Source organism: Streptomyces brevispora (genome assembly GCF_007829885.1).
Classification (GTDB): Bacteria; Actinomycetota; Actinomycetes; order Streptomycetales; family Streptomycetaceae; genus Streptomyces; species Streptomyces brevispora.
The window spans coordinates 771,334-793,721 of the sequence record NZ_VIWW01000001.1; the positions used below are offsets into that span (position 1 = coordinate 771,334).

The following is a 22,388-nucleotide window of genomic DNA, read 5'->3' on the forward strand; positions in this document are numbered from 1 at the left end:
CGTGCTCGGTGGTGCGGGGTGGTGCTCGGTGGTGCGGGGTGGTGCGATGCGTGTAGTGCGCAAGCGCTTGCCGCATGGCGTTCGACCTGCCGAACAACGCGGTGCGCGGAATTCCGGTGGGCCGTTCAGCCGGCGTACGGGTCGGGCACTTCTCCCGGCCGGGCCAGGAAGGCGAAGTCGCAGCCGGTGTCGGCCTGGGTGATCTGGTCCTGGTAGAGCGCCCCGTATCCGCGCTCGTACCGGTTGGCGGGCGGCGTCCACTCGGCCCTGCGCCGCGACAGCTCCTCCTCCGGTACGTCGAGATGGAGCAGGCGCGCCTCGACGTCCAGGGTGATCAGGTCACCGGTGCGGACGAGGGCGAGGGGGCCGCCGACATGGGACTCGGGTGCGATGTGGAGCACGCAGGCCCCGTAACTGGTGCCGCTCATCCGGGCGTCGGAGAGCCGCACCATGTCCCGTACACCCTGCTTCAGCAGGTAGTCGGGGATCGGGAGCATGCCGTACTCGGGCATGCCGGGGCCGCCCTTGGGGCCGGCGTTGCGGAGCACCAGCACATGGTCCGGGGTGAGGGCCGCGGCCGGGTCGTTGATGGTGCGCTGCATCTCCTGGTAGTCGTCGAAGACGACCGCGGGACCCGTGTGGCGCAGCAGGTGCGGTTCGGCGGCGATGTGCTTGATGACCGCTCCGTCCGGGCAGAGGTTGCCGCGCAGCACCGCCACGCCACCCTCGTCGGCGAGGGGGTTGTCGCGTTCCCGGATGACGTCGCTGTTGTGCACCAGCGCGCCGTCGAGCTGTTCGCGCAGGGTGTCGTGCGCGACGGTGGGCCGGTCCAGGTGCAGTACGTCGGTGAGCCGGGCCAGGAATCCGGGCAGCCCGCCGGCGAAGTGGAAGTCCTCCATGAGGTACTTCCCGCCGGGGCGGAGATTGGCCAGCACCGGGACGGTGCGGGCGATGCGGTCGAAGTCGTCGAGGGTGAGCTTGATCCCGGAGCGGCCCGCCATCGCGATGAGGTGGATGACGGCGTTGGTGGAGCCGCCGAGCGCGAGGACCGTGGCGACGGCGTCCTCGTACGCCTGCGCCGTGAGGATGTCCGACAACTTCCTTTGTCGCCAGACCAGTTCGACGATCGCCAGTCCCGACTGTGCGGCCATCCGGTCGTGGCCGGAGTCGACGGCCGGGATGGAGGAGGCGCCGGGGACGGTGACGCCGAGTGCCTCGGCCGCGGCCGTCAGCGTGGAGGCGGTGCCCATCGTCATGCAGTGGCCGGGAGAGCGGGCGAGCCCGCTCTCCAGTTCGGCCATCTCGCAGTCGCCGATGAGTCCGGCCCGCTTGTCGTCCCAGTACTTCCACATGTCGGTGCCGGAGCCGAGGACTTCGTTGCGCCAGTGCCCCGGCAGCATCGGCCCGGCCGGCACGAAGACGGCCGGCAGGTCGACGGAGGCGGCGCCCATCAGCAGTGCGGGCGTCGACTTGTCGCAGCCGCCCAGCAGCACCGCGCCGTCGACGGGGTAGGAGCGCAGCAGCTCCTCCGTCTCCATCGCCAGCATGTTGCGGTAGAGCATCGGGGTCGGCTTCTGGAACGTCTCCGAGAGCGTGGAGACGGGGAATTCGAGCGGGAAGCCGCCCGCCTGCCAGACGCCCCGCTTGACCGCCTGTGCGCGGTCGCGCAGATGGACGTGGCAGGGGTTGATGTCGGACCAGGTGTTGAGGATCGCGATGACCGGCTTGCCGAGGTGCTCCTCGGGGAGGTAGCCGAGCTGGCGGGTGCGGGCGCGGTGGCTGAAGGAGCGCAGTCCGTCCGTGCCGTACCACTGGTGGCTGCGCAGCTCCTGGGAGGTGATGCGGCCGGCCTCGGGGGTCATATGGACCACCCCGCGACCTGGTCGGCGACCTCGGCGCGCCGCGGCTCGGGCAGCACCCGGCTGGGCGGGCGCACATCGCGGCCGCACAGGCCGAGCGAGGCCAGGGCCTCCTTGACGACTGTCACGTTGTCGGCGGACTGCCGGTCGGCGCGCAGCTCCTCGAATCGGCGGATCCGCTCCCAGACCTTCATCGCGGCCGGGTGGTCGCCGGCCCGCAGCGCCTCCAGCATGGCCAGTGAGACACCGGGGGCGACGTTGACGAGGCCGGAGGTGAATCCGGTGGCGCCGGCGGAGAAGTACGAGGGGGCGTACAGCTCGGCGAGGCCGGCGATCCAGACGAACCGGTCAAGACCCGCGTCCCGGGCGAAGGCGGCGAAGCGGGCGGCGTCCGGGACGGCGTACTTGACGCCGATGACGTTGGGGCAGCTGTCGGCGAGCGCGGCCAGGCACTCCCCGTCCAGGTGCGGGTTGCGGATGTAGGGCACGACGCCGAGTCCGGGAACGGCCCCGGCGATGGCCCGGTGGTAGTCGATCCAGCCGTCCTGCGAGACGTAAGGGTGGACGGGCTGGTGGACCATCACCATCTCGGCCCCGGCGTCCCGGGCGTGCTCGGCCGCGGCGACGGCGGTCGGCACGTCGTGCCCGACCCCGGCCAGGATCGCGGCGCGGCCGCCCGCCTCGTCGATGGTCAGCTCGGTGACGGCGCGCCGCTCCTCGGGGGTGAGCGCGTAGAACTCACCGGTGTTGCCGTTCGGGGTGAGGATGCGTACGCCGCCGTCGAGCAGCCGTCGCAGCAGGGCGCGGTGCGCCGCCGTGTCGATGGTGCCGTCCGTGGCGAACGGCGTCACGGGGATCGCCACGACGTCTGCGAGGGCCGCCTTCAGCGGTGCGAGGTCCATACGGACAGGCCTTTCATCGATGTGCTGGTGGTTCACGCCGCGCCGCCCCCGTCTTCGTCGTCGGGGAACGCGCGGCGGACGAACGACGCGATGTGGTCGTGCAGGGCCCCGGCGGCCGCGTCCGCGTCGTCGGCGAGCGCGAGCCGCAGGATCTCGCGGTGCTCGGCCGCCTCCCGCTCCCAGGACGGGACGGCCGCCCAGGCGACGGTCGACACGAGGGCCGCCTGGTCGCGGACCTCGTCGAGCATCCGCGCCAGCAGCGGGTTGCCGCAGGACAGGTAGAGCGCCCGGTGGAAGTCCCGGTTGGCGAGCGACCTGTCCGCCTTGTCGCCGGCCGAGTCGGCCCGTTCCAGGGCCTCCTGGGCCTCGTCGAGCGAGGCCTTGCGGGTGATGGAGCGGCGCAGCGCCTCCGGTTCGAGCAGCAGCCGCACGTCGTACACCTCCCTGGCCATGGTCGCGTCGACCAGCCGCACGATCGCGCCCTTGTACTGGCTCATGACGACCAGTCCGGTACCGGCGAGGGTCTTGAGCGCCTCGCGGACGGGGGTCTTGGAGACCCCGAACTGTGCGGCGAGCTCGGTCTCGACGAGCGCCTGCCCTGGTCTCAGCTGCGCCGTGAGGATCGCGTGCTTGATCGCCTCCAGCACGTACTGGGTGCGGGACGGAATCGGGGTGGGCGCAAAGGTCATGGGTGAAGGGCTCTCACATCTCGCGTATCGCGTCTCATATATGACGTACGAAGTACGACGCGATGAAGCTAAGGCGCCGTGCGTGCCGCGTCAACGCTTCTGACAGAGGAATTTCACCGGGCTACGACATGTGCCGTACACGGATCGCGGCACCGGGCCGCCCCCGCCGGGTGGCGTACGGCGTCTTCCCGATGCCCCGCAACGGCCTTACCGGCCAGCCTGACCGCATAACGGAAGCGCAGGTCAGGGAGGTTCGGCGGGCATGACGACAGGGTCGGCAACGGGGCGGGTACTGCGGGACCGGACGGCGGGGCTGTTCCTGGCCGCGGTCGTCGTCTCCGGATTCGGCAGCTCGGCGATGTCGCCGGCGGCCGGGATCTGGGTCAAGTCGCTGACCGGCTCGGACAGTCTGGCGGCGCTCGCCCTGTTCACCGTCTGGCTGCCGGTGCTCTTCGGTCCGGCTCTCGGGGCGTTGACCGACCGGTTGCCCAGGCAGCCGCTGCTGGTCGGGGCGAACGTCGTGATGGCCCTGCTGCTGACCACGCTGACCGCGGTGGACTCGGCGGGGCGGATCTGGCTCCTGTTCGCGGTGCTCGTGCTGTACGGGACGAGTTCCGTGCTGATGGACGCGGCGGAGTCGGCGCTGGTCGCGCGGGCCGTGGACGCCCGGCTGCTGGGGGACTTCAACGGGCTGCGGATGACGGCGAACGAGGGCATGAAGCTGGTGGCCCCGCTCACCGGCGCGGCGCTCTGCGCGCGCTTCGGTGGCGCCTCGGTGGCCCTGCTGGACGCGGTCTCCTTCGCGCTGGCCGCCGGGCTCTACGGGCTGCTGCGGGTACGGGGGCCGGAGCCGGCGGCGGCCGGGGACCCGGAGGGCGGCCGGGGCGCCGGGATGCGTCAGGTGTGGGGGTCCGAGGTGCTGCGGCCGCTGGTGCTCGCCGGATCGGTCACGATGCTGTGCGCCGGGCTCAACGGGGCGACGCTGTACGCCGTCATCGACAAGACGCTCGGCCACTCCCCCGCGTACGCGGGTGTGCTCTCCGCGGCGCAGGGCATCGGGTCGGTCGCCATCGGGCTGCTGGCCGGGCCGCTGCTGCGGCGGCTGCCGGAACGGGTGTTCACGGCGGCGGGCATCGCCGTGTTCGCGGTGGCGGTGGGCCTGCGGGCGGTGCCGTACGACGCGGTGGCACTGGTGGCGTGCGGGCTGATCGGGGCCGGGCTGCCGTGCGTGCTGATCGCCGCGATGACGGCGGTACAGCGGGAGACCCCGGACGCGCTGCTGGGCCGCACGGCCGCGACCGCCAACACGCTGATGATGGCGCCCAACGCGGTGGCGCTGGCGCTCGGCGCGGGGCTGGTCGCGCTGGTGGACGTGCGGGTGCTGCTGCCGCTGGTGGGCGCGGTGGCGCTGGCGGCCGCGGTGGTCCTGGTGACGGGCCGGCGAGGGGCGCCGACGCGCTCCCCCGCCGGCCCGCGCCCCTCATCGGCCGAGGCGTGAGAGCGCTTCGGCGACGGCTTCCAGGTCCGGGCCGGAGGCCAGCCCGGCGTGGTACAGGCGCAGTTGGTTCGCGCCCAGCGAGGCCGCGTGCTCGGCGTCGCGCTCCAGGGTGTCGGGGCTGCCGCCCATCCCCCGCACCACGGTGAGGTTGGCCGCGAGCACACCGGAGCGGCCGGTGAACGGGCCGAGCACGGCCTCGCGCGCCGCGTCGGCGCCGGTACAGGGCAGCACGACGCCGTCCGCCACGGACAGGATGTGCTCCGGGTCGACGCCCACGTTCGCACCGGAGCGGTACGGCGCGGGGTCGGCGTGCAGCAGCACCTGGAAGTCCGGTGCGGCGGCCGCCCGCACGGCGGCGACCACCGACTCCTGGAGCCCGCGGGCCACCTCGGCGCGCCACTGGAGGGTGGCGGCGGCGAGGCCGGCACCGAGCAGCTTCCCGACGCCGGACCAGCCGGCCTCCGGGGAGCCGGGACCGGACCAGGCCGGCTCCAGCGCGCGGCGTACCGCCCGGCTCAGCTCGTCGGCGTCCAGGCCCTGCGCGGCGTACCCGGTCCGGCAGTCGGGGCAGAAGCAGAGCGACATCAGGTACTGCGCCGCGTCACCGAGGCCGACGCCCGCGATCTTGTCGTGGGCGTGCAGATGCGCGAAGCCGTACCAGCCGCAGGACTCCAGCTCGGTGCCGTGCGTGCCGTCGCGCACCGCCGCCTCCGCCGCCAGGTCCACCAGGTGGGCGCGGACCGCGGGCTGTGCGATGCAGGGGGCCCACGGGTAGCGGTCGCCGTAGGCGTTGACCACGGAGGTGTCCGGGTGCTCGGCGCCCAGCCGGGAGTTGTGCGCGAGGACCACCCAGCTGTGCACCTGGAGACCCGCACCGGCCAGGGCCTGCGCGGCCTCCGCGTAGGGGTCGTCCGAGGCCACCCAGGACTGCGGGTGGGGACGCAGCCGCCGCCCCGCCCACCGTGCCGGGTCCGGCGGGTAGAGCACCGCGGCGTGCTCGGCCGTGACGATGCGGTGGCCGGGGTGACGCGGGGTCAGCGCCCGGGTGGAGTGGTAGGCGGAGGCGAGCGTCACCTGCTGGACGCCGAGGTCCGCGACGCGGGCTGCCGCGTCCGGGTCCCCGACGACGTCCCAGGGGTACAGGAAGGCGGAGGTCCTCACCCGCGCTCCCCGGTGTCGTCGCCGCTCCGCTCCAGCAGCGCGCGGCCGCTCGCGATGATCTCGGTCAGCTCCTTGATGTGCGCGGCCGGCGGCTCGGTGAGCGGGCTGCGCACCTCGCCGACGTCCAGGCCCTGGAGCCGGACGGCCGCCTTGACCAGGGAGACCGCGTAGCCGCGGCCCTTGGCGCGCAGTTCGACGAGCGGCCGGTAGAAGTGGTCCAGGAGCCCGTTGACGAGGTCGTCGTCGCCGGATTCGAGGGCCCGGTAGAAGGCCAGGGCGATATCGGGTGCGAAGGCGAAGACGGCGGAGGAGTAGAGCGCGACGCCGATGCCCCGGTAGGCGAGGCCGGTGAGCTCGGCGGTGGGCAGCCCGTTGAAGTACAGGAAGTCCCGGCCGGGCAGGGCGGTGCGGACGGCGCTGACGATGCGCTGCATCAGGTCGAGGTCGCCGTAGCCGTCCTTGAGGCCGATGATGCCCGGCGTCCGGGCCAGGGCGACCACGGTCCGGGGGGTGAAGACGGCGTTGTCGCGCTGGTAGACAATCGTCTCCAGGCCGGTGGCGGCCGCGAGTGCCGTGTAGTGGGCCAGCAGCCCCTCCTGGTCGGCCACGACCAGGTACGGAGGCATGGCGAGGAGCCCGTCCGCGCCCGCCTCCTCGGCGAGCTTCGCGAACTGGACCGCGAGGGCGGTGCCGTATCCGGCGCCCGCCACGACGGGCACCTGACCGGCGGTCTCCTCGACGGCCGCGGCGACGACGAGGCGGAACTCATCGGGCGTCAGGGCATGGAACTCACCCGTGCCGCAGCAGGCGAACACGGCCGCCGCACCGGCATCGACGCCCTTGCGCACATGCGCGCGGAAGACATCGAGGTCGACGGAGCCGTCGGGTCCGTAGGCGGTGACGGGGAAGAAGAGCGGCCCGGCGACAGCGGTGAGTCGGGCGGCAAGTGGGGCTGAGGTCACGGGCGCTCCCTGAGCAGGTTCAGGCGTGCACAATTCTGATTGGCGTCCATATTCATGAACGCACTCACGCTAAGCCAGCCGCTCGGCGCAGGTCAAGACGAGGACCCGCAACCGGTTGGATCGCCGCGATCCGGCCGAGACGGAGTTCGGCACTCCGCGCGATCGACGCACAAGACGCGCGCGGCACTTGACGCGATGGCGCATCACTTCTTAGCTTGTCCATGCATGTGAATGCCATCCATGGATTTGACGGGTTGCGCGTACGTTCCGCACGTACGACGCGACCGCGTCGCGCGTGCCCCCCGCGCGCAAGTACCGAGGAGATCCGCGTATGCCCGCTCCCCGCACCGTCCTGCTCACCGGCGCCGCCGGCGGCCTCGGCACGCTGATGCGCGGACTGCTGCCCGCCCACGGCTACGAGCTCCGCCTCTTCGACCTGGTCCCCGTCGAGGGCGAACCGGACGCGATCACCGCCGACCTCGGGGACAAGGAGGCGCTGCGCGAGGCCGTGCGGGGCGTCGACGCGATCATCCACCTCGCGGGGATCTCGCTGGAAGCCTCGTTCGACAAGATTCTCCGGGCGAACATCGAGGGCACCCACAACCTCTACGAGGCAGCGCTCGCGGAGGGCGTGCGCCGGATCGTCTTCGCCTCCTCCAACCACGCCGTCGGATTCACCCCCCGCCCGCTCCCCGGCGACCCGTTGATCCCGGTCGAGACCCCGCACCGCCCGGACAGCTTCTACGGCCTCTCCAAGTCCTTCGGCGAGGATCTCGCCCAGCTCTACTGGGACCGGCACGGCCTGGAGACGGTCTCCGTGCGCATCGGCTCCTGCTTCCCCGAGCCCACATCCGTACGGATGCTCTCGGTCTGGATGAGCCCCGCGGACGGCGCCCGGCTCTTCGACGCCGCGCTCAGCGCCGAGAACGTGGGGCACACCGTCATCCACGGCTCGTCGGACAACACCCGGCTGTGGTGGGACCTGACCTCGGCGCGCTCGCTCGGCTACGAGCCGAAGGACGACTCGGAGCCGTACGCGGCGAAGCTCATCGCCGAGCAGGGCGAACTCGACCCGGACAACCCGGACCACGCCCACCTCGGCGGCCACTTCTGCACCAACCCGCCGATCTGGCCGCACTGAGCACGGCGAAATCCCCGCGCTCGCACCGTGCCGCGTCGGGCAGGATGCCGGGCATGGCCAGACCTTCCGGATTCCGGTACGAGCGGCACGGCGACGACAGCGTCACCATCACCCACCACGGCCGCCCCGCGGGCACCCTGCGCGGCGGCCGGGCGGAGAAGTTCCTGGCGGAGGTGGGGGCGGGTGACGTCCAGCTGGTCATGGCCCGCTGGACCGGGGCGTACAAGCACGGCAACGAGCGCGCCGCCCGCAACCACCCCAGAAACCGTTGAAATGAGCCGACATAACCGCTCAGATCCGCCACTGCCGCCGTACGGGCGAAGCTGCCCAAAGGTAAGGGAACGGCAAAGCCGGGTCATTCGTTACCCCGTGCATGACCGCTATGACACCCGGCTCGAACATCCCTCTCTCCGCCCCCCGCGTGGCGGTGGACGTCGCCGCTCCGGTGCGGCTCGACGTATCGGGCCTGCTGCTCACCGTCGACGGCAAGGTGCGCTCCGACGACGATTTCATCTTCTACAACCAGCCCACGGGCCCCGGTGTGACCTACCGCTCCGGCGGCGGCACCGCACCTGACGCGATCGTGGTGGACACCGCCGCGGTGCCGACCGGCATCGAGAAGATCGTCGTCACGGCGAGCCCGGACGGAGCGGGCCAGACCTTCCAGGGCGTCGAGCCCACCGCCACCCTGCGCAACGCGGACGACGGCAGTGTGCTCGCCACCTTCACCCCGCCCCGGCTCGGTACCGAGACCGCGCTCGTGGTCATGGAGATCTATCTGCGGGGCGGCGCCTGGAAGGCCCGCGCGGTGGGCCAGGGCTATGCCGACGGGCTGGCCGGCATCGCCACCGACTTCGGCGTCTCGGTCGAGAAGCCCGCCGCCGCTCCCGCCCCGGTGGCACCCCCGGTGCCCGCCGCCGCCCCGCGGATCTCCGCCGCCGCGCCGGCCACCCCGCCGGCCCCGCCCGCCGCGGCTCCGGTGCCCCCGGCTACCGGCCGGATCAACCTGGACAAGGGCCGGGTCAGCCTGCGGAAGAACCAGACGGTGTCGCTGGTCAAGGGCGGCCGGCCGCTGCTCTCCCAGGTCAAGATGGGCCTCGGCTGGGAGCCCGCGTTCCGGGGCAAGGACATCGACCTGGACGCGTCGGTGATCGCCTACGGCCCGAACCGCAACCATCTGGACAGCTGCTACTTCGGCAAGCTCTCCATCCTGAACGGCGCCATCAAGCACTCGGGCGACAACCTCACGGGCGAGGGCGTCGGGGACGACGAGGTGATCGTCGTCGATCTGGGCCGGATTCCGGCGGAGGCGACCGGTCTGGTCTTCACGGTCAACTCATTCACCGGCCAGAAGTTCACCGAGGTGGCCAAGGCCTACTGCCGGCTGATCGACGCGGCCACCGGCGACGAGCTGGTCCGCTTCGACCTGACGAGCGCCGAACCGCAGACCGGCGTGATCATGGCCAAGCTGATCAAGCAGTTCTCCGGCGAGTGGGAGATGACCGCGGTCGGCGACTTCGTGAAGTCACGCACCGTCCGGGGCATGGTCAAGCCCGCCGCCCAGTCACTCTAGCCACAGGCGCGCCGGCCTCAGCTGGAGCGGCCACAGGCCCAACGGCTTCAGGGGCACCCGGCTGGTTGCGGGTGCCCCTGAAGGCCGTCTGCGAGAGGGATACGACGGATACGGCGGACGCGGCGCGTGCTCGTCGCTTCTCTCAGAGCTTGGTCAGCTTGGAGTACGGGCTCAGGATCCTCCCCTGTCGCCCCGAGAAGTCGATGAGCACTGCGTCGTTGTCGCCCTCGACAGCAAGGACTCGGCCGAGTCCGAACTGGTCGTGCGACACCCTGTCGCCCACATCGAACAATTCGACCGGTGGGGCCGCCTGGGCCGGGCGGTTGAAGGGACTGGAAGGCAGGTGACGCCGGGATCCGGCTGACTGTTTCATTACCTTGAGTATGCGCCCTGGGAACGCCCGACGCCATGCCCGACCGCTCCTGGGGCCCCACTGATGCCGGATTCGTAATCAGCGATTCCGCCGCCGGCCGGCCTCCCGGCCCGCTTCCGGCAAGGGCACCGCCCCGAAGCACGGCGTCCGGAAGACCTCGAAGGTGTGGCGGTTATCGCTTTTCGAAGAGGCGTGCCCGCTGCGGTGCACCGGCCCCGTACGAGGACCCGCACCGGACCCCGCCCCCTCGGAGTCCGGCTTCGCGGGCCCCGCACGGGCCGCCGCCGCGGACCCATGCCCCCCTTCCGGATGGCACCGGCACAAAGGGGCGGCCCGGATCCGCGCGTAGGGGCTACTGCTCGCGTCGGGAGTGACGCTTCCACGGGCCGGTGATGGCCAGCATGATCCCCGGCGTCTGGATGTTGGCGTAGAGCGTCTTCCCGTCGGGCGAGAACGTGACTCCGGTGAACTCGCTGTACTCCGGCTTCTGCGCGGTTCCGGCGTTCAGCTCATTGCGCGCGATGGGGTAGGTGCGGCCGCTCTCGGTGGCCCCGAACAGGTGCTGGACGCCCTCGCCGTCCTCGGCGATCACCAGGCCGCCGTACGGCGAGACGGTGATGTTGTCCGGGCCGTCGAAGGCGCCGTCCTCGGAGGGGGCGGCGTTGATGCCGAGAAGCACCTTCAGCGTCAGTGTGCGGCGCTTCGGGTCGTAGAACCAGACCTGGCCGTCGTGCTGGACGGGGCTCTCGGCACGGGCGAACGAGGAGACGATGTAGGCGCCGCCGTCGCCCCACCACATGCCTTCGAGCTTGCGGGCCCGGGTGACTTCCTGGTCGCCGAACTGCTTGCGCACCGAGACGGTCCTGGCGTCACGGTCGGGGACGTCGACCCAGTCCACGCCGTAGACCGTGCCGATCTTCGTGGCGCGCGAGAGGTCGTCGACGAACTTGCCGCTCCGGTCGAAGCACTTGGTGGCCTGAAGGACACCGGCGTCCGCTGCGAGCGTGCGCAGCTTGCCGCGGCCGTGCTTGAAGCCGTGCGGCGGGACCCAGCGGTAGAGCAGTCCGTTGGGGCCGGACGCGTCCTCGGTGAGGTAGGCGTGGCCCTGCTTGGGGTCGATGACGACGGCCTCGTGCGCGTACCGGCCGAACGCCTTGATGGGTCGCGGGTCGCGGTTGGCGCGCCTGTCGGACGGGTCGACCTCGAAGACGTAGCCGTGGTCCTTGAGCAGACCGTTCTTGCCGGCCCTGTCCTCGGTCTCCTCGCAGGTGAGCCAGGTGCCCCACGGGGTGGCGCCACCGGCGCAGTTGGTGGAGGTGCCGGCGATGCCGACCCATTCGGCGGTGCGGCCGTCGCGGCGGGTCTCCACGACGGTGCAGCCGCCGGCCGCGACCGCGTCGTAGACGAGGCCGTCGGTGAGCGGGACCGGGTGCTCCCAGTCGGGGCGGGTGCCGGCCAGCTCGTGGTTGTTCACCAGCAGGGTGACGCCGCGAGCGCCCTCGAAGGCGGCCGTGCCGTCATGGTTGGAGGGGGTGAACTCGCCGCTCTCCAGCTTGGTGACACCGCTGTGGGTGATGATCTTGTACGAGAATCCGGCGGGCAGCGCGACTATGCCCTTCGGGTCGGGGAGCAGCGCCCCGTAGCCGGGCTCGTGGCTGTGTCCGTGACCGTCGTGGCCGTTGCCGTGGTCGTCGTGGCCGTGGTCGTCGTGGCCGTGCTTCGAGTCCCCGGCGGCGAGGGCGCCGGGCGCGGTGGCCAGCGCGGCGACGGTTCCGGTGAGGGCGATGCCGGCACCGGTGAGGGCGGACTGTCTGGTGAATTCCCTGCGCGTGAAGGCCATCACGTACTCCTGGTGCAGCTGGGGCGGTTGTTGGCGGGATCACCGTCCCGCGCCGTCGCCAACACCGGTTGAACTGAGGACGACTTCCAGGGAATGCGTTCCGTGAACTTCCCCGGTGGCGGGGCAGCCCGGCCCCGCCACCCCACCGCCACCGTCACTCCACCGCCACCGGTCCCAGCTGCCCGAGCCGCCTCGGCCACCCAAGCCGCCCCAGCTGCGCAAGCCCGCCCCAACTGCGCAAGCCCGTCCCAGCTGCCCAAGCCGCCTCAGCTGTCCGAGCCGCTCCGGGACCGGGCCTTGAAGGCGGCCTTGCGGGCGTCCTTCGCGAGCTTCTTGTCCCCGTGCAGCCGGCCCATCGCCTCAAGGACGTCCGCCGTCGCCGGGTGGTTCACCCGCCACACCTCGTCGAAGAAACCGCTGTGCTGGCCGGACAGCCCCTCGACCAGGCCCTGGAGCTCGTCCAGATCGCCGTCCGCCTCCAGCTGCGCCGCGATCGTGTCGACGGCGAGCCAGAAGATCATCGACTCCGGCGGCGCGGGCACGTCGGCGGCGCCCAGCTCCGCGAGCCAGACCCGGGCGAGACCGCCCAGCTCCGCGTCGTCGAGCACGGCGCGCACGGCGGGCTCGGCCTCCGCACCGACCAGGGCGAGCGCCTGCTGGCAGTGCAGCCGGCGCAGCGGCGCCTGCGGGTCCTCGCCGCGCGCGGCGTCCAGGAGCTCACCGGCCGCCCCGCCGACGCCGCGCCGGGCGAGCCACAGCCCGACCTCACTGCGGGCCGCCTCCTCGGGGTAGTACGCGATGCCGCCGAGGAGCACATCGGCGCCCTTGTCCGCGAGGTCCCCGATCGCCGGGGCGTCCACTCCCGCGTCCAGCATCCTGGCCCGGATGCCGTAGAGGCCGAGCGGGGTCAGCTTCACCATTCCGTACCGGGTGACGTCCTCGTCGTCGGCGGGCGGGGTGGCGTTCTCGCCCTCCTCGGCCAGCAGCGCCTCGTCCACCGGCTGGTACTCGACGATGCCGATGGGCTCCAGGACCCGGAACTGGTCGTCGAGGCGCATCATCGCCTCCGACACCTGCTCCAGGATGTCGTCGGTGGGCTCACCCATGTCGTCGGGCACGATCATCGACGCGGCGAGGGCGGGCAACGGTACGGGCGCGTCGCCCACGTCGCCGTCGCTGACGGTGAGCAGGTAGAGGTTGCCGAGCACCCCGTCGAGGAATTCGGCCTCGGCCTCCGGGTCCCAGTCCAGGGCGTCGAAATCGATCGAACCGTCCTCGCCGACGAGATCGGCGAAGTCGTCGAAGAAGGGGGCGGTGGCATCGGCGTGGGCGGCCTCCAGGCCGTCGAGCCAGATCGCCAGGACGTCCTGCGGTGATCCACCGGTCAGCAGCGCCAGGTTCTCGCCCGCGGTGACGGTGCCCTCCGGCTCCTCGCCGAAGCCGTCCTCCGGCTCTTCACCGGTGACGTCCCGCGTCCCCGGCTCCGCCTCCTCGTCCACCGACGGGTCCTCGACCTCGACGAGCCCGGTGTCGACCGCGAGCCGCCAGGCCTCGCTGGCCTCCGCCGCACCGTCCTCGTCCGCGGTGAGGCCGAGGTGCTCGGCCGCCGCGGGCAGCTGCGCGTCGACGAGTTCGCCGCCGGCGCCCACCCTGGTGCCGGGCCCGGCCCAGCGGGCGAGCCGGACGGCACGGGCGAGCAGCGGCGCGGCAAGCGCGTCCCGTGCCAGCTCGGCCTCGGTGTGCAGCCGTACCGGCGGCAGGGTGGGGCGCTCTGCGGACATCAGGGGGTCTCCTCGGAATGTACGGGGCGTACGTGTCGCCGGGGCCGTGGCTCCGGGCGCGTACGGGGACAGGCGGCCCAAGCGTAGACGCATTTCCGCCCACGCCGCCCGGTACCCGGGCGGGACGGCCGTCGTCCGCCCGCGAAGCCCCGGCAACGGTCCGACGCGCATGCGCGATTACCGCCCCTGAACCCCCGGTCGCAGACTGAGCGCGGGGGTGTAGCGGTGCACACCGCCGCCGGTCGTTCCGGGATGGTTCTGTACCCGCTCCCACTGCGGTGTCCACGACCCGACCCCGTTCCCGTGACCGGCGAGCGCGTCGGCATGGGCCTGTGCGCTCACCCATTGCGCGTAATTGAGTACCCGGGTTCCGTCGGTGCTCACGTGGAAGTGCCCGCCGATGCCGCCCGGCGCGGGTGCCGGGTCCGTCCCGAGTGCCTCGAACACGGCGTCCACCCAGTCACGTTGACGGGCCCTGTCCGCCCCCTCGAACTCGACATCGACGATCACGACGCACCCCGGCTCCCGCGCGTCCGGCCCGCCGAGCGACGCGGAGCGGTAGAGCTCGTACGTATGCGGCCCGAGCCGCTCGATCCCCGGCACGGCCGCGTCGACACCGTCGTTGCGCGCGTCCCGGCCGCCGCGGGCGTACGCCCGGTAGCTCTCCTGGTCCTTCCACCGCGCGTAGGGGAAGAACGTCTTCCCGTCCTCCGCCTCGTGGACGGTGTACGAGAGCGGGCCCGGCTGCGGCCACTCCCGGCCGGCCCACGCGTCCGGGATGGCCCCGACGGTCCGCCGCTGCCGCTCCGGCGTGCCGACGTCCCAGGTGCCGGTCTTGACGATCCCCGCGTCCGCTCGGGTGAAATCGGGCCGGGACACGAATTCCACGCTCATGGCTGCTCCCCTCACCGGCGCCCCGCTTGCGGTGCGCCCGTGACAGCCACCCTGTTACGTCAAGCGCGCTTGAGGTCAACTACGGCCCGCCCTGTCGTCGTTAGGCTGACGAATCGGACAACGATCGGCCGACGAACGGAGTACCGCATGTCCCTGCGGGTCGAGGGCATCACGCGCGAACAGCACCTGGCGTTTGTCGCCGGCCGGGGTTCCGCGAGCCATATGCAGGTCCCGTCGTGGGGCGAGGTGAAGCCCGACTGGCGTGCGGAGAGCATCGGCTGGTTCGAGGCCGGGAAGGTCGTCGGCGCCGCACTGGTCCTGTACCGGCCGATCCCCCGGGTGAAGCGGTATCTGGCGTATCTGCCGGAGGGCCCGGTCATCCCCTGGCACGAGGGCGATCTGCGGCCCTGGCTGGATCCACTGGTGGCCCATGTCAAGGCGCGGGGCGCGTTCACGGTACGGATGGGCCCGCCGGTGATCGCCCGCCGCTGGGAGGCGCAGACCGTCAAGGACGCCATCCCCGATCCGGCCGCACGCCGGCTGCGGGACGTCGAGCCGGACGTGAGCGAGCCGGGGGCCGCAGAGCTGGTGGCCCAGCTGCGCCGGCTGGGCTGGCAGCAGGGCGAGGACGGCGGCACGGACGGCTTCAGCGCCGGACAGCCCCGGTACGTCTTCCAGGTGCCGTTCGCCGGGCGGTCGCTGGAGGAGATCCGCGGCGGGCTGAACCAGCAGTGGCGGCGCAACATCAAGAAGGCGGAGAAGGCGGGCGTCAAGGTGGTCGAGGGCGGCCACGACGATCTCCCGGCGTTCTACGAGCTGTACCGCGAGACGGCCGAGCGGGACCGCTTCATCCCCCGTCCGCTCGTCTACTTCCAGCGCATGTGGACGGCGCTGCGCGCGGAGGATCCCGAACGGATGCGGCTCTATCTCGCCCACCACGACGGGGAGGTCCTCTCCGCGGCGACGATGCTGACGGTCGGCACCCATGTCTGGTACTCGTACGGGGCCTCCACGAGCCGCAGGCGTGAGGTACAGCCCAACAACGCGATCCAGTGGCGGATGATGAGCGACGCGCACGAACGGGGCGCGGCCGTCTACGACCTGCGCGGCATCACCGACACCCTCGACGAGAGCAACCATCTGATCGGCCTGCTGCGTTTCAAGGCGGGCACCGGCGGCCGGGCCGCCGAGTACATCGGCGAGTGGGACTACCCGGTCAACAAGCTGCTGCACAAGGCCTTCGGCCTGTACATGTCCCGCCGCTGACGTCCCGCCGGGCGGGCGGACTGCCTGACTGGCGGGCTGCCTGACCGGCGGCCCCGCGTCACTCGGGCGACAAGGTACGCCAGCCCGTCATGTTGAACTCGTCGAGCAGCCGTACGTCGCTGCCCTCCAGCGGGAAGGTGCGTACCTCCAGGCCGGGCGCCGGGGCGATCTCCAGTGCGTCGCCCTCGATCAGGTCACCGCCGGTCGGGGTGGAGACCCAGACGAGGAGCGACCGCATGGTCTTCCCGGGGGCCAGCATGACCTCTTCGGGGCCCTTGTCGTTGTCGAAGTACGACGAGCCCGGGTTCACCTTCACCGGCAGCGCGTCGCCGTTCTCGTCGATGGCCTGAACCGAGGGGTAGCCGTGGACCCGGGTGGGCTTGCTGCCGCAGTTGGTCAGGGTGAGCCCGACGGCGCGGTGGCCGAGGGCGGCCTCCACGGGGCCCATGTCCACGACGAGGCCCGAGTCCGGGCAGCCGGTGGCGGAGGGTACGGGGGTCGGGGTGACGGGCGCCTTCGGGAGTTCGGCGGATCCGGACGCGATGTCCAGGGGGGACGGTGCGATCACGCGCCCACCCTCGGAGGCCGTGTGCGACGGGCTCGGGACCGCTTCTCCCTCCCCCGCCGGAACGAGGAAGCCCGCGCACCCGGACAGGGTGAGCGTTCCGGCCATGATCAGGGCCGCCGAGACCGGTCCGCGTGTCCCTGTCCCCATCAGTACCCGCACGCCCATGCTTACGCCCCCAGGCCGACCCGCCGCGATGTGCGGCCGATCATGCCAGAGCAAGGAGATTGTTGAGAGTTCCTTCACCTTCGGCCGGAGAAGAACTAAGTGGACCTTCACGGTTGTATGGGCGGACACTTCGGACATGACGCCTCTCGCTCCGCCCCGCCCACGCCCCTTCGGCCGCACCCTTTGCGCCATGATCACCCCGTTCACCGCCGACGGCGGCCTCGATCCGGACGCGGCCGCCGAGCACGCCGCCGCTCTGGTCTCGGGCGGCTGCGACGGCCTGGTGCTCAGCGGCACCACCGGGGAGTCCCCGACCACCTCGGACGCCGAGAAGGCCGCGCTGCTGCGCGCGGTGCGCGAAGCGGTCGGCGCGGAGGTGTCGGTGGTGGCGGGTGTCGGCACTGCCGACACCCGGCACACCGTGGAGCTGGCCCGGCAGGCGGAACGGGCGGGCGCCGACGGCCTGCTGGTCGTGGCCCCGTACTACAGCCGGCCGCCGCAGGCCGCCGTCGAGGCGCACCTCCTGCGGGTCGCCGACGCGACCGGCCTCCCGCTGATGCTGTACGACATCCCCGGCCGCACCGGCACCCGCATCGAACCGGAGACGGTGCTGCGACTGGCGGAGCACCCGCGCGTCGTGGCGGTGAAGGACTGTTCGCAGGACCTGATGGGCGCGACGAGGGTGATCGCCGCCACGTCGCTCGCGTACTACTCGGGCTGCGAGGAGCTGAATCTGCCGCTGTACGCGGTGGGCGGCGCGGGCTACGTCAGTACCGTCGCCAACGCGGCGCCCCGTCAACTGCGGGCCGTGCTGGACGCGTTCGACGCCGGGGACACCGCCGGGGCGGCGCGGCTGAACGGGCTCCTGGCGCCGCTCGTCGAGCTGATGATGGCGTCCGGGCTGCCCGGCACGGTGACGGCGAAGGCCCTGCTGGACGCGGGCCCGGTCCGGGAACCGCTGCAGCCCGCCGGGCGCGAGGCGGCCGACGGGCTGCGAAGGGCGTACGCGGAACTGCTGGACGCCTGTTAGACCGGGTGGTCTCAGTCGTTGCTGTGCAGGACGTCGTTGAGGCCGTCCCAGACCGCGTTGTTCGGGCGGGCCTCGACGGTCCCGGTCACCGAGTTGCGGCGGAAGAGGATGTTCGAGGCGCCGGAGAGCTCGCGCGCCTTGACGACCTGGCCGTCCGGCAGGGTGACCCGGGTACCCGCGGTGACGTAGAGACCGGCCTCGACGACGCATTCGTCGCCCAGCGCGATCCCGACACCGGCCTCCGCGCCGACCAGGCAGCGCTCACCGATCACGATGCGCTCCTTGCCGCCGCCGGAGAGGGTGCCCATGGTCGAGGCCCCGCCGCCGATGTCGGAGCCGTTGCCGACGACGACGCCCGCGGAGATCCGGCCCTCGACCATGGAGGTGCCCAGGGTGCCCGCGTTGAAGTTGACGAAGCCCTCGTGCATGACGGTGGTACCGGAGGCGAGGTGCGCGCCGAGCCGCACCCGGTCGGCGTCGGCGATCCGGACACCCTTCGGCGCGACGTAGTCCGTCATGCGCGGGAACTTGTCGACCGAGGTGACCTGGAGGTGCAGGCCCTCGGCGCGGGCGTTCAACCGCACCTTCTCCAGGTCGTCGACGGCGACCGGGCCGAGCGAGGTCCAGGCCACGTTGGTGAGGAGGCCGAAGACGCCGTCCAGGTTCTGTCCGTGCGGCTGGACGAGGCGGTGCGAGAGCAGGTGCAACCGCAGGTACGCGTCGTGCGCGTCGAGGGGCTTGTCGTCGAGCGAGGCGATGACCGTACGGACGGCGACGACCTCGACCCCGCGGCGGGCGTCCACCCCGATGGCCTTGGCGGCGCCCTCACCGAGCAGGTTGACGGCGCGGTCGGGGGTGAGCCGCTCGGTTCCGGCCGGGCCGGGCTCGGCGGTGAGCTCGGGTGCGGGGAACCAGGTGTCGAGAACGGAACCGTCGCCGGCGATGGTGGCGAGGCCGGCGGCGACGGCGCCGGTGGTACGGGTGGAAGTCGTGTCGGTCATGACCAGAACCTAACCGGCCGGGGGCCGCCCCGGCGAACCGGTCTCAGCGTCCGGGCGTCGCGGCCCGGCCGCCGGCGGGGCCTGGGTCCGACCGGCGAAGTCCAGCGAGCCGCACCCCCTGCGCGGCGCGCCCCGCAACTCCCCCTCCCTCGAACGCACACCCTCATAGTTCCCTTTGGGAACGGACTGTGGCAGCATGCCTTCCGCAGGTCAATCCAGTTGAATGGCCGTCCGACGTGACGGAGGAACTGCATGCCCCAGCGCACCAGCCTGGCCGACGCCGACTGCGCGATCGCCCAGGCGCTCGACGTGGTCGGCGACTGGTGGACCCTGCTGATCGTGCGGGACGCGGCGCGCGGGGTGCACCGATTCGACGCGCTCCAGCACGAACTGGGCGTGTCCCGAAAGGTCCTGACCGAGCGGCTGCGGCTGCTGGTCGACGCGGATGTGCTGTCCCGGGAGCCCTACCAGGAGCGGCCCGCCCGGTACGAGTACCGGCTGACCCCGCGCGGCCGCGCCCTGCTGCCGGTGCTGATCGCGCTCCAGGACTGGGGCGACGCCTGGGTGACGGGAGACGGAACGACGGTGGCGACCACGCAGGAGTCCTCGCACGAGGCCGCACGGGTGCACGCGCTGGTGGGCACCCGGGTGCCCGAGCTGAGCCTGCCGTTCCACACCGGTGGGCAGCACGACCCGGTCGCCGACACCCCGTACACCGTCCTGTACTTCTTCCCCGGCGCCTACGCCCGCCAGGAGTCCTATCCGCCGGGCTGGGCCGCGATCCCCGGCGCGCGGGGCTGCACCCTCGAATCGTGCACCTACCGCGACCAGTTGGCCGAGTTCACGGCGGCGGGTGCGACGGTGCACGGCGTCTCCACCCAACGCCCGGACGAGCAGCGGGCGTTCGCGGAGGCGGAGCGGCTGCGCTTCCCGCTCCTGTCGGACGCCGGGCTGGAGCTGACGGCGGCACTGCGGCTGCCGACGTTCCGGGCCGCGGGGATCAGCCGGCTGAAGCGGCTGACGCTGGTGGTGGACCGGGACCGCACGGTCCGCGAGGCGCTGTACCCGATCACCGACATCGAGCAGAGCGTGCGGGCGGCACTCGCGGCGGTCCGGGCCTCGGCGGGCTAGGGACTGCCTCTTGGATCCGTCCGTGAGATCGTCGTGCCCGTGATCGAGTCCTGGGTGATCAATGACGACAGCCCCGTCCCTGTGTCGTCCGGGGTGGTGCTGGAGGCTCTTCGGTCGAGGATCGACAGCGGACAGCTCGAGACGTGGCTGACCAGCTCGTCCGGACGGTCGGTGGCCTTCGTGACGAATACCGGGCGCGCGGTGGTGATGCTGCTCGAAGACGAGAGCGATCCCGGCGAGCATGCCGTGGACCCCGGGGCTCAGGGGTCGAGCGACGGGTTCGTCCTCTCCAACGGCCAGGACGACGAGTACCCGGATCAGGACACCGTCCCCATCGTTGCGGCGTTCAGGCTCGTGGAGCACATCGTTCGCACGGGATCCTGGCCTGCGGACGCGCGTTGGGTGGTCGATCGCTGAACGGGACTGTCGCCGTGCCCGGATGAGGATGGCGGCAAGGTGGAGTGTGCCCTGGCACCGGAACCAGCCGAACTCCTCGGGCAGGTCCCGCCAAGGCGAGCAGGTTAGGCACTTCCAAGCGAGGCCTTCGACGGACATCCGCCGGTCGTTGCCGGTGGGAGCGCGTCGAGCACCGTTCCACGCCCCGGACAAGGCGTGGCCCCGCCCCCGGGAAATCAAGCCGACCTGGGGGCGGGGCCACACATCTCTCTCGGCGGAACGGCTCCGTCAGTTGCCGATCCGCTCGAAGCGGAGGGAGGTGTAGCCGCGGATATCGGAGTAGATCTGACTGACGGTCGCCGCCCCCGTGGCGTCGATCCGCTGGGCCTGCAGCCGGATCTTCGTCGACTTCTTCACTCGGATCAGCTCACTGATCGGTGCGGTCTGGTTGCCACCCGTCTCCTTGTTGCCCGCGTTGACGTCGATGATCTGGTTGACGAGCCGCTCGCTCTCCGGCACGGCTGTGCCGGACGTGACGTTCCACAGCCGCGCGGTGATGAACGTGTTGATCGGGGGGACACCTGAGAGACGGCCGCGGACATCTGCGTTGAGCTCGTAGGTGCCTGGGCCGGGGAGCGTGACCTCCAGGGGAGTGCTGGTCCAGGCACCACCGGCAGGCAGGTCGACCTGGGCGTGCAGGTGTCCGACCCCTGCCGTCGGTCGTGTGGGGGCGGCAGTAGCGGCGTCCGGCTGCGCGGCTACCGCGGTCGTGGCGCCCACAAACAATGCAGCCACTGCGACGGCGGTGAGGCCGGTACGCATGGTCGGCATGGTTCCTCCTGGATCTAGGCAGATGCGATGTGTCTCTGCCACGGTAGGAATTCCCTGATGAGGGGGCAGCCGCTGAACGAGTGACACCAGCTTCCGCGGCAGCCATGAGTGAGCGGGCGCACGCCTGGCCGCCCACCACCACCGCGCCCGTCATTACCGGTGCGCCAAACACGCCTGACGAGGCGTCCGGCCGGGGCGCCCTGGACGGGTTACTGACAGCGCACGGCCGCGCGCTGCCGTCGGATCGCGTCATCCGGGGTCCGGCGTCACGGCCGCGTCGGCCGTCGCGCGCCGGCTCGGTGAGCTGTCCCGGCGGTGACGGACGCGGTCCGGCCCCGGGCGGGCGCGGTCAGCCGGCGATCCGGCCCAGCATCTCCCGTGCGTACGCCTCGTCGTAGACCCCGCCGGTGAGCAGGACCTGGAGACAGATCCCGTCCATCAGCGCGACCAGGGCCCGCGCGGTGGCCGGATCGGTGCGCGCCGCGAGGAGTCCGGCCGTGTCGTCGGTCCACTCGGCGGCGACCGGACGCAGCGCGGGCCTGCGCAGGGCGGCGAGGTAGAGCTCGTACTCCAGCTCCGCCCGGCCGCGGTCGGCGCCGAAGAACTCGCCCAGCAGCCGGGCGAGTTCGGCCGGGAGGTCGGCGGCCGGGTCGGTGAGGGCCCGGCTCTCCCGCATGAGCCCGGCGAAGTTCTCGTTCGACCGGCGCAGCGCGGCGATCAGCAGCTCGTCCAGCGAGGCGAAGTGGTACGTCGTCGAGCCGAGCGGCACATCGGCCTCGGCCGCGACGGAGCGGTGACTGAGCCCGGCGATCCCCTTGGCACCGACCACCCGGATCGCCGCGTCGATGATCCGGGCACGCCGCTCGGGGTCGTAACGCCGCACCATCAGTGCGCACCGCCCAGGTTGAGCACCACCACACCGGCGATGACCAGCGCGATGCCCGCCACCTTGACCAGGTTGCCGGACTCCCCCATGAACAGCATCCCTATGACGGCGACGGCGGCGGTCCCGATGCCGGCCCAGATCGCGTAGGCCGTGCCCATCGACATGGTCTTGAGGGTCTGGGCGAGCAGCGAGAAGGCGAGGAGATAGCCGACGACGGTGATCAGTGAGGGCCAGAGCCGGGTGAACCCCTCGCTGTACTTCATGGCGGTCGTCCCGGCCACCTCGGCCGCGATGGCCGCGGCCAGCAGTCCATATCCCATGTGTACGAGTGTACGCATCGACGGGTGCGGAACCGCCAGGGGTCACGCGGGCACGAGGGGCGCTACCGTGGTCCGTCCATGTACATGATCGACTGACCGACGGAGCAGCAGTGGCGCAGGA

At 71.9% G+C, this 22,388-nt stretch carries 22 protein-coding genes; 8 read left to right on the forward strand and 14 right to left on the reverse strand.

Annotated features, from left to right (window positions below; genetic code table 11):
- Positions 1 to 125 precede the first annotated feature (125 nt).
- The 3 genes from araD to FHX80_RS03635 are packed head-to-tail and all read right to left on the reverse strand — an operon-like array spanning position 126 to position 3,450.
- Entirely contained in the window at positions 126 to 1,862 is a 1,737-nt protein-coding gene (gene araD / locus FHX80_RS03625; RefSeq protein ID WP_145762786.1) for an L-arabinonate dehydratase, read from the reverse strand.
- Positions 1,859 to 2,761: a dihydrodipicolinate synthase family protein gene (locus FHX80_RS03630; RefSeq protein WP_145762787.1), complete on the reverse strand. Its 903-nt coding sequence runs from the start codon at positions 2,759 to 2,761 to the stop codon at positions 1,859 to 1,861. The genes araD and FHX80_RS03630 overlap by 4 nt, the downstream gene beginning before the upstream one ends.
- Before the next feature lie 32 nt (positions 2,762 to 2,793).
- Positions 2,794 to 3,450 (reverse strand): GntR family transcriptional regulator, encoded by a 657-nt coding sequence (locus FHX80_RS03635; RefSeq protein ID WP_145762788.1) that lies wholly within the window; start codon positions 3,448 to 3,450, stop codon positions 2,794 to 2,796.
- A gap of 262 nt (positions 3,451 to 3,712) precedes the next feature.
- Here FHX80_RS03635 and FHX80_RS03640 point away from each other — a divergent pair, with 262 nt between their 5' ends.
- Positions 3,713 to 4,948 (forward strand): MFS transporter, encoded by a 1,236-nt coding sequence (locus tag FHX80_RS03640; RefSeq protein WP_145762789.1) that lies wholly within the window; start codon positions 3,713 to 3,715, stop codon positions 4,946 to 4,948.
- Here FHX80_RS03640 and FHX80_RS03645 read toward each other — a convergent pair.
- Complete coding sequence (locus FHX80_RS03645) at positions 4,931 to 6,109, reverse strand: hypothetical protein (RefSeq protein WP_145762790.1); 1,179 nt, start codon at positions 6,107 to 6,109, stop codon at positions 4,931 to 4,933. The genes FHX80_RS03640 and FHX80_RS03645 overlap by 18 nt on opposite strands.
- A complete protein-coding gene (locus FHX80_RS03650; RefSeq protein ID WP_145762791.1) occupies positions 6,106 to 7,071 on the reverse strand; it encodes a 5-dehydro-4-deoxyglucarate dehydratase in 966 nt (321 codons plus the stop codon). The genes FHX80_RS03645 and FHX80_RS03650 overlap by 4 nt, the downstream gene beginning before the upstream one ends.
- Positions 7,072 to 7,402: 331 nt before the next feature.
- On the opposite strand from FHX80_RS03650, the gene FHX80_RS03655 reads away from it, so the two are divergent.
- From FHX80_RS03655 to FHX80_RS03665, 3 genes are all read left to right on the forward strand, one after another.
- A complete protein-coding gene (locus FHX80_RS03655) occupies positions 7,403 to 8,212 on the forward strand; it encodes an NAD-dependent epimerase/dehydratase family protein (protein WP_145762792.1) in 810 nt (269 codons plus the stop codon).
- A 53-nt stretch (positions 8,213 to 8,265) separates the two neighbouring features.
- Positions 8,266 to 8,484: a hypothetical protein gene (locus tag FHX80_RS03660; RefSeq protein WP_145762793.1), complete on the forward strand. Its 219-nt coding sequence runs from the start codon at positions 8,266 to 8,268 to the stop codon at positions 8,482 to 8,484.
- Positions 8,485 to 8,585: 101 nt separating this feature from the next.
- Positions 8,586 to 9,785: a TerD family protein gene (locus tag FHX80_RS03665; RefSeq protein WP_208764573.1), complete on the forward strand. Its 1,200-nt coding sequence runs from the start codon at positions 8,586 to 8,588 to the stop codon at positions 9,783 to 9,785.
- A gap of 142 nt (positions 9,786 to 9,927) precedes the next feature.
- On the opposite strand, the gene FHX80_RS35420 is transcribed toward FHX80_RS03665, so the two are convergent.
- The 4 genes from FHX80_RS35420 to FHX80_RS03680 all read right to left on the reverse strand — a co-directional run bounded on the left by FHX80_RS35420 (position 9,928) and on the right by FHX80_RS03680 (position 14,673).
- A complete protein-coding gene (locus FHX80_RS35420; protein WP_037711258.1) occupies positions 9,928 to 10,158 on the reverse strand; it encodes a hypothetical protein in 231 nt (76 codons plus the stop codon).
- 352 nt (positions 10,159 to 10,510) lie between these two features.
- On the reverse strand, positions 10,511 to 11,998 hold the full coding sequence (locus tag FHX80_RS03670; protein WP_145762794.1) for an alkaline phosphatase PhoX: 1,488 nt from the start codon (positions 11,996 to 11,998) through the stop codon (positions 10,511 to 10,513).
- A gap of 266 nt (positions 11,999 to 12,264) precedes the next feature.
- A complete protein-coding gene (locus tag FHX80_RS03675; protein ID WP_145762795.1) occupies positions 12,265 to 13,779 on the reverse strand; it encodes a hypothetical protein in 1,515 nt (504 codons plus the stop codon).
- Positions 13,780 to 13,956: 177 nt separating this feature from the next.
- A complete protein-coding gene (locus FHX80_RS03680) occupies positions 13,957 to 14,673 on the reverse strand; it encodes an antibiotic biosynthesis monooxygenase (protein WP_145762796.1) in 717 nt (238 codons plus the stop codon).
- A 147-nt stretch (positions 14,674 to 14,820) separates the two neighbouring features.
- On the opposite strand from FHX80_RS03680, the gene FHX80_RS03685 reads away from it, so the two are divergent.
- On the forward strand, positions 14,821 to 15,939 hold the full coding sequence (locus tag FHX80_RS03685; protein WP_145762797.1) for a lipid II:glycine glycyltransferase FemX: 1,119 nt from the start codon (positions 14,821 to 14,823) through the stop codon (positions 15,937 to 15,939).
- A 58-nt stretch (positions 15,940 to 15,997) separates the two neighbouring features.
- On the opposite strand, the gene FHX80_RS03690 is transcribed toward FHX80_RS03685, so the two are convergent.
- A complete protein-coding gene (locus FHX80_RS03690; protein ID WP_341874004.1) occupies positions 15,998 to 16,507 on the reverse strand; it encodes a DUF4232 domain-containing protein in 510 nt (169 codons plus the stop codon).
- Positions 16,508 to 16,808: 301 nt separating this feature from the next.
- Here FHX80_RS03690 and dapA point away from each other — a divergent pair, with 301 nt between their 5' ends.
- Positions 16,809 to 17,702, forward strand: a complete 894-nt coding sequence (gene dapA / locus FHX80_RS03695) for a 4-hydroxy-tetrahydrodipicolinate synthase (protein ID WP_145762798.1) — start codon at positions 16,809 to 16,811, stop codon at positions 17,700 to 17,702.
- Positions 17,703 to 17,713: 11 nt separating this feature from the next.
- Here dapA and dapD read toward each other — a convergent pair whose 3' ends face one another.
- Positions 17,714 to 18,703 (reverse strand): 2,3,4,5-tetrahydropyridine-2,6-dicarboxylate N-succinyltransferase, encoded by a 990-nt coding sequence (dapD, locus tag FHX80_RS03700; protein WP_145762799.1) that lies wholly within the window; start codon positions 18,701 to 18,703, stop codon positions 17,714 to 17,716.
- Positions 18,704 to 18,955: 252 nt separating this feature from the next.
- Between dapD and FHX80_RS03705 the strand changes: the two genes are divergently transcribed.
- Both FHX80_RS03705 and FHX80_RS03710 read left to right on the forward strand, forming a co-directional pair.
- Positions 18,956 to 19,834 (forward strand): winged helix-turn-helix transcriptional regulator, encoded by an 879-nt coding sequence (locus FHX80_RS03705; RefSeq protein WP_145762800.1) that lies wholly within the window; start codon positions 18,956 to 18,958, stop codon positions 19,832 to 19,834.
- A 39-nt stretch (positions 19,835 to 19,873) separates the two neighbouring features.
- Positions 19,874 to 20,251 (forward strand): hypothetical protein, encoded by a 378-nt coding sequence (locus FHX80_RS03710; RefSeq protein ID WP_145762801.1) that lies wholly within the window; start codon positions 19,874 to 19,876, stop codon positions 20,249 to 20,251.
- A 267-nt stretch (positions 20,252 to 20,518) separates the two neighbouring features.
- Here FHX80_RS03710 and FHX80_RS03715 read toward each other — a convergent pair whose 3' ends face one another.
- The 3 genes from FHX80_RS03715 to FHX80_RS03725 all read right to left on the reverse strand — a co-directional run bounded on the left by FHX80_RS03715 (position 20,519) and on the right by FHX80_RS03725 (position 22,267).
- Complete coding sequence (locus FHX80_RS03715) at positions 20,519 to 21,061, reverse strand: hypothetical protein (RefSeq protein WP_145762802.1); 543 nt, start codon at positions 21,059 to 21,061, stop codon at positions 20,519 to 20,521.
- Positions 21,062 to 21,410: 349 nt separating this feature from the next.
- Positions 21,411 to 21,947, reverse strand: coding sequence for a TetR/AcrR family transcriptional regulator (locus FHX80_RS03720; RefSeq protein WP_145762803.1), 537 nt, complete (start codon positions 21,945 to 21,947; stop codon positions 21,411 to 21,413).
- The gene (locus FHX80_RS03725) at positions 21,947 to 22,267 is read right to left on the reverse strand and encodes a DMT family transporter (RefSeq protein WP_244318124.1); all 321 of its coding nucleotides are present in this window, start codon (positions 22,265 to 22,267) and stop codon (positions 21,947 to 21,949) included. The genes FHX80_RS03720 and FHX80_RS03725 overlap by 1 nt, the downstream gene beginning before the upstream one ends.
- Positions 22,268 to 22,388: the final 121 nt, after the last annotated feature.

Bases quoted from the DNA above. Each gene is read 5' to 3' on its own strand.
- araD (WP_145762786.1), bottom strand. From the start codon at position 1,862: ATGACCCCCGAGGCCGGCCGCATCACCTCCCAGGAGCTGCGCAGCCAC.
- FHX80_RS03630 (WP_145762787.1), bottom strand. From the start codon at position 2,761: ATGGACCTCGCACCGCTGAAGGCGGCCCTCGCAGACGTCGTGGCGATC.
- FHX80_RS03635 (WP_145762788.1), bottom strand. From the start codon at position 3,450: ATGACCTTTGCGCCCACCCCGATTCCGTCCCGCACCCAGTACGTGCTG.
- FHX80_RS03640 (WP_145762789.1), top strand. From the start codon at position 3,713: ATGACGACAGGGTCGGCAACGGGGCGGGTACTGCGGGACCGGACGGCG.
- FHX80_RS03655 (WP_145762792.1), top strand. From the start codon at position 7,403: ATGCCCGCTCCCCGCACCGTCCTGCTCACCGGCGCCGCCGGCGGCCTC.
- FHX80_RS03660 (WP_145762793.1), top strand. From the start codon at position 8,266: ATGGCCAGACCTTCCGGATTCCGGTACGAGCGGCACGGCGACGACAGC.
- FHX80_RS03665 (WP_208764573.1), top strand. From the start codon at position 8,586: ATGACCGCTATGACACCCGGCTCGAACATCCCTCTCTCCGCCCCCCGC.
- FHX80_RS35420 (WP_037711258.1), bottom strand. From the start codon at position 10,158: ATGAAACAGTCAGCCGGATCCCGGCGTCACCTGCCTTCCAGTCCCTTC.
- FHX80_RS03670 (WP_145762794.1), bottom strand. From the start codon at position 11,998: ATGGCCTTCACGCGCAGGGAATTCACCAGACAGTCCGCCCTCACCGGT.
- FHX80_RS03675 (WP_145762795.1), bottom strand. From the start codon at position 13,779: ATGTCCGCAGAGCGCCCCACCCTGCCGCCGGTACGGCTGCACACCGAG.
- FHX80_RS03680 (WP_145762796.1), bottom strand. From the start codon at position 14,673: ATGAGCGTGGAATTCGTGTCCCGGCCCGATTTCACCCGAGCGGACGCG.
- FHX80_RS03685 (WP_145762797.1), top strand. From the start codon at position 14,821: ATGTCCCTGCGGGTCGAGGGCATCACGCGCGAACAGCACCTGGCGTTT.
- dapA (WP_145762798.1), top strand. From the start codon at position 16,809: ATGACGCCTCTCGCTCCGCCCCGCCCACGCCCCTTCGGCCGCACCCTT.
- dapD (WP_145762799.1), bottom strand. From the start codon at position 18,703: ATGACCGACACGACTTCCACCCGTACCACCGGCGCCGTCGCCGCCGGC.
- FHX80_RS03705 (WP_145762800.1), top strand. From the start codon at position 18,956: ATGCCCCAGCGCACCAGCCTGGCCGACGCCGACTGCGCGATCGCCCAG.
- FHX80_RS03715 (WP_145762802.1), bottom strand. From the start codon at position 21,061: ATGCCGACCATGCGTACCGGCCTCACCGCCGTCGCAGTGGCTGCATTG.
- FHX80_RS03720 (WP_145762803.1), bottom strand. From the start codon at position 21,947: ATGGTGCGGCGTTACGACCCCGAGCGGCGTGCCCGGATCATCGACGCG.
- FHX80_RS03725 (WP_244318124.1), bottom strand. From the start codon at position 22,267: ATGGGATATGGACTGCTGGCCGCGGCCATCGCGGCCGAGGTGGCCGGG.